The organism is Croceicoccus pelagius (genome assembly GCF_001661915.1).
Taxonomy (GTDB): Bacteria; Pseudomonadota; Alphaproteobacteria; order Sphingomonadales; family Sphingomonadaceae; genus Croceicoccus; species Croceicoccus pelagius.
The window spans coordinates 1-4,976 of the sequence record NZ_LYWY01000007.1 but is presented as its reverse complement, the minus strand read 5'-3'; the positions used below and the strand labels follow the sequence as shown (position 1 = coordinate 4,976).

The window sequence follows — 4,976 nt, the reverse complement described above, 5'->3', positions numbered from 1 at the left end:
CTAGGCCCTGTTGACAAACTGGATTCACAATCGCTGCGAGATGTGATTCAAGATAGCTTTTGCGGAGGTTATCTTGGCGCGGTTGCTGATGGAGGATGCCGAGTGGGCATTCTTTGAACCCTTTTTGATAGCGATCCGGGGGCAAGGCGGTCGCCCGGCCTCCAACCACCGCCTTGTTCTCGATGGTATTTTCTGGATTGCTCGAACCGGTGCTGCCTGGCGTGATCTGCCTGAAGAGTTCGGCAAGTGGTCGAGCGTGTATCGCCAGTTCCGGCGCTGGACCCTGGCCGGACTTTGGGAACTGGTGCTCGATGCCCTCAACGATAGCGGCGCAGCGCCAGACAGCGTCCAGATGATCGACAGCACCGTGATCCGCGCGCACCACTTGGCAGCGGGCGCAAAAGGGGGACTCAAAGACAGGGTTTTGGCCGTTCAAAAGGTGGCTTCACGTCCAAGATCCATCTCATTACCAACGCTCACGGCCTCCCTGTCCGGGCGGAAGTAACGGGAGGTGAAGTATCTGACTTCAAAGGCTTCGATGCTCTGGTCGACGATGACCTGCCGACGGCTCGCGTGTTCCTGGCTGACCGGGGTTATGACAGCGATCATATCCGGGCAACGATCACCGAGCGTGGCGGAACACCAGTGATCCCGGCCAAGGCCAATCGCAAAGAGCCGATCCCGCACGACACCGTCACCTACGCCTTGCGGAACCGTATTGAGCGGTGCTTCGCCAAGCTCAAATGCTCGCGCCGCCTCGCAACCCGATACGACAAAACCTCAGCAAGCTATCTCGGCTTCATACATATCGCCGCCGCCCGCCTCTGGACCAATCAGTTTGTCAACAGGGCCTAGTCGGATCCTTGGCCAGGCGCTGCCTCTGCATTAGGTGGACTCGTTAAAGTCCATCCAGCCTCAGCCGCCATGCGAACTGCCACAAGTGAATTAACTCCGAGTCTCTTCAACATCTTCGTTCGATGCGAATCGACGGTTTTGGGACTCAGCCCCAATTTCTCCGCAACCTCAGAACCCGTTAGTCCTTCACATAGGCTCATGAGCACATCGGCTTCGCGTGACGTCAAGGCCTTTAGAACCTTCCGGGACTGGCTGCGCCTTTGAAAAAAAGATATGTTAAGAGAGTCCCTCTCATATTCCGCCATCAAATCATCAAGATTGATTGATTTTCCAAACGGATATTGAAAGTATGCCATCGCACCATCACGAGTAGAGCGAACAGCCCTATCAATAGACGTATTCTCCGAATATAATATTACCGGCAAAAAAAATCCATTTACGTGAAAAAGTTCTAGTAATTTTTCAAAATTACTGCCTTCATCATATACAATATAAGCGCCTGCTTTAGATATACTCGAGCCAATCTCATTTATGTCCTCCAAGGGCTCGACCCTAAATCGGTCACTAAACAGATTTCTTAATTCAGTGCGGCGACCGTCGTCGCGATCAATAATTATTATTGGTCCTGAAACTTTGCTTTCAAACATTCTTTCGAGAGCCTCAATTCTAAATCTCTTCAATTTGCAAATATAGACTGATGGCCTGCGTCCGACGTTTAACTCCCAGGCTCTTAAAAATTGCGTGCATATGGCTCTTGACTGTGGCCAATTTGATTGAGAGCTCTTGGCCAATCTCTTCATTTGAGTGGCCTCTGCTTGCTAGGCGTAAAACAGCAAGCTGCGCCTTAGTGAGCTTCCCGACCTGGCAATCCAGAGGATCTTCAGCCCGCCCCCCGCGGCCGCCCTCACCCTCTTCAGAGCCCATTTCAGCATAAATCGATAATGGAAACCATTCGCCCCCCTTCAAAACCACATCGATAGCTTCTGCCATTGCCGGAAATGAGGATCGCTTCTCAATGAAGCCCTTGGCCCCAACGCTCCTTGCCATTCCAGGCAGATCAGGCTGCTCATCCCCAGTCACAGAGATTATTGGAGAATCCGTCAGCACCAAAAGCTTCCTAAGGGTAGCCAGACCAACGCTGTCGCGAAGGCCTAGATCGAGCAGAATGAGGTCAGGCCTGTAAGCTGAAAGTTCTAGGATGGCCCCCTCGAGAGTGTCTGAGACACGCACTTCTGCATTGCTAGCAACGCGCGCCACTGCCATCTGAAGCGCCGCCACACACATTGGATGATCATCTGCTATCAGGACCTTAACCATCCCGCGCCCTTACTCCACATAGCAAGCGCCCTTCAAGCTTTGAGAAAGGCTTCCCCTTGCAAGGCTTAAACTCAGACCATCGCAACCCGCTCATCGATATAAGCGTAATCAAGCAAAATTGTGAGTTTATCGAGAAAGATGAGATGCTTCGATTAATCGCAATCTTTGAAAAAGACCTGAAAGACCTAATTATCGTACCGCTGTCTGGAGATGAAAGCCGCTACTCTGTGCCAGCGGACGTAGAGCACCGCATTCGCGGCTCCGCGGCGATGATTGGGGCTAAATACATAGCAGAAAATCTAATATTCCTGACTAAACCATTCTTACAGTCCGATAACCGGAAGAGAATGTCCATTAGGTCATTGATAGAGTGCATTGAGAAACTGAACGAAGCTGTTCAATGCTCTTACCAACGACCCTAGGGAGATATTTGGAACCAAGATTTAAGCCGCTAATGTTGCACCTGCAGACTTAGCCTCTCTTACAGCGTTCAAAATCTCGGAGAGCTGCTTTATATTCAAGCTCTTGGAGAACTTAACGCCGAAAGACCTCGGTCCGACCCAACGCACCGTGCACGCGACCTCACCAATCGACGCGACCTTGATCGTGCAAAGCGAACCCACCTTAAGTTCGGCAGGGATTAGGCCATCGATTTGCGCACCTGACAAAGAGATATTTGAGACGACCGACGGCTTGGCTTGCCCCTCAATCCAGGCTGTCGATGCAAGTTCAACAGGGATCCTTATGCTTCGGTAGCTATTGCCGCGCTCGAAATATCGCTCCGTGTATACGGAAGCTCGCGCAACATTTCGAATGCCGTAGAGCCCTCCTTTACGCCAAAGAATGTGCCCTTCGATAGCTCCACGAACACCATCATCGTAGATGATCGAAGCCCCGTCCTCAAAATCACCAAATATCTCGATCTGCGCACCATACTCAGAGACGTTTCGGACAAGCCCAGGGTACAGGCACTCTCCGATTTCTAGAGCGCAAGGTCGGTAGACTGTAAGCGTCCGGTTATCATCGTCACGTCGACGTTCAGTTCCGGAAAAAGATGCAGGGTCATGAAAAGTCATTTCTCGGCCTCCAAGAATGTTGGCCCAAAGTTGATATACAACCCGCTACCAAATCGTTAATCAGCAAACTTTAGTTGTAGTCCTTTGGAATGAATTTATAATCTACGGCGGATCTCCCAATGGTTGATAGTAAATATTTTATTGATACCTCTTCCCATCGAGTGCGGTGAGTTCTCAGATTCCCCCAGAGGAAAGTAAAGTCCGACTCTGACAAGGAGACGGACAAGATGACGCTGGCAGGCTAAGCGAGGAGCAGATCATCGCTGTTTTGAAGTTGCAAGAGCTGCCATGGGTACGGCGGATGTTTCTGGCGCCATGGGATCAGCTAAGCGACCTTCTACAAGTCGAAGTCGAAGTATGGCGGGCGCGGGAAGTGTCCGCTGCCCGGCGGTTGCGTGAGCACGAGGGGCTGCAAAGCCGATGGCGAATTCTCAAGGGCCGAACCAGCGATGGAGCCTCGATCTCGTGTCGGCCCCCTTCACTTGTGACTACAGGTTCGCGATTTTCGCCGTGGGCGATGATAACAGCCGGTAGTGTATGCAAGTGATCGCCGACACGACGATCTCCGGAGCGCGGGTCTGACATGAGCTCGACGCAGTGGTGTTAGAGAGGATGGCGCGGCACCACACTATCGTCAGCAATAACCGCACGGACTAGCCTTGGCGATCCTGCACTGGTCCAGGGATCGCGACGTCGAATGGCAATACATCGCACCGGACAAACCCTATCAGAGCGTGTTCACGGAGAGATTCAAAGCGAACCTGCGCAACGCTCCTTGAACGAGACATTCTTCACCAGCATCGCCCATGCCCGCCATAAGCTGGAAAGTCTGTAGGCACGACCACAACCATTTCCGGCCTCACTCGAGCCTCGGGAACCAAACCTCGGCGAGACCGAGGCAGGATCGATACGGTTCCGGCAATTGCGCCTGGCGATCGGCATCAAACCGACCCAAGGCTCTACTTCTTAGTTGCCATGAAATTTGGGCTCAAACCAACATAATCTGCCGCAAATGATCGATTTAGAAACTTGGTACTTATGACGCCCTTCATTCGCGGTTGTGCGGATAGCGAAGCCATCGACAAGGTGTAATCCGGGAAGTAAATAAACTACACCCGCCATACCCGTTACTGAACCGCCCCGAGATTGCCGGAGGCCATTTGGCTTGAGTTATGCTGCGATGGGTGTGTCGTCTAGCATGGCGTAGTATCGTTCTTCGGCTTCGGCGGGTGGGATATTGCCGATCGGCTCGAGCAACCGCCTGTTATTGAACCAGTCTACCCATTCGAGTGTGGCATATTCGACAGCTTCGAACGATCGCCATGGTCCGCGCCGGTGGATGTGACCTGACCCCCTGATTTTCCTCCAGTCTCGATTAGAGTCCGGCCCTGACAGAAGGACGGACGAGATGAAGAGAACGAGGTTTTCGGAAGAGCAGATCATCGGTGTGCTGAAGGAGGCCGAGGCGGGCGCGAAGACCGCCGACCTGGCCCGGCGGCACGGGGTGTCGGAAGCGACGATCTACAATTGGAAGTCGAAGTATGGCGGGCTGGAGGTCTCCGCGGCTCGGCGGCTGAAGGAGCTCGAGAGCGAGAACGCCAAGCTCAAGCGGCTACTGGCCGATGCCATGCTCGACCAGGCTGCGCTGAAGGATCTTCTTTCAAAAAAGTTCTGACGCCCGCCGCCAAGCGGGAAGCTGTGGCTCATCTCCAAGCCTACCACGGGATG

Annotated in this window: 4 protein-coding genes and 2 pseudogenes; 2 read left to right on the top strand and 4 right to left on the bottom strand. The window is 53.0% G+C overall.

Going from position 1 to position 4,976, the window contains the following annotated elements; genetic code table 11:
* The first annotated feature begins 88 nt into the window (after positions 1-88).
* A protein-coding gene (locus A9D15_RS16065; protein ID WP_425304720.1) for an IS5 family transposase occupies positions 89-855 on the top strand; the annotation gives its coding sequence in 2 pieces (ribosomal slippage) (positions 89-410 and positions 410-855; 768 coding nt in all).
* Here A9D15_RS16065 and A9D15_RS16060 read toward each other — a convergent pair.
* The 4 genes and pseudogenes from A9D15_RS16060 to A9D15_RS16050 form a co-directional block, all read right to left on the bottom strand.
* Positions 852-1,502, bottom strand: a complete 651-nt coding sequence (locus tag A9D15_RS16060) for a response regulator transcription factor (protein WP_172807437.1) — start codon at positions 1,500-1,502, stop codon at positions 852-854. The two genes, A9D15_RS16065 and A9D15_RS16060, sit on opposite strands and share 4 nt — an antisense overlap.
* Before the next feature lie 19 nt (positions 1,503-1,521).
* A complete protein-coding gene (locus A9D15_RS01925) occupies positions 1,522-2,172 on the bottom strand; it encodes a response regulator transcription factor (protein WP_066761295.1) in 651 nt (216 codons plus the stop codon).
* A 443-nt stretch (positions 2,173-2,615) separates the two neighbouring features.
* The gene (locus tag A9D15_RS16055; protein ID WP_082924197.1) at positions 2,616-3,248 is read right to left on the bottom strand and encodes a PilZ domain-containing protein; all 633 of its coding nucleotides are present in this window, start codon (positions 3,246-3,248) and stop codon (positions 2,616-2,618) included.
* Between the two features lie 1,170 nt (positions 3,249-4,418).
* Positions 4,419-4,589: pseudogene (locus A9D15_RS16050) on the bottom strand (IS3 family transposase); the annotation flags it as partial.
* A gap of 67 nt (positions 4,590-4,656) precedes the next feature.
* On the opposite strand from A9D15_RS16050, the pseudogene A9D15_RS01915 reads away from it, so the two are divergent.
* Positions 4,657-4,976: pseudogene (locus A9D15_RS01915) on the top strand (transposase); the annotation flags it as partial.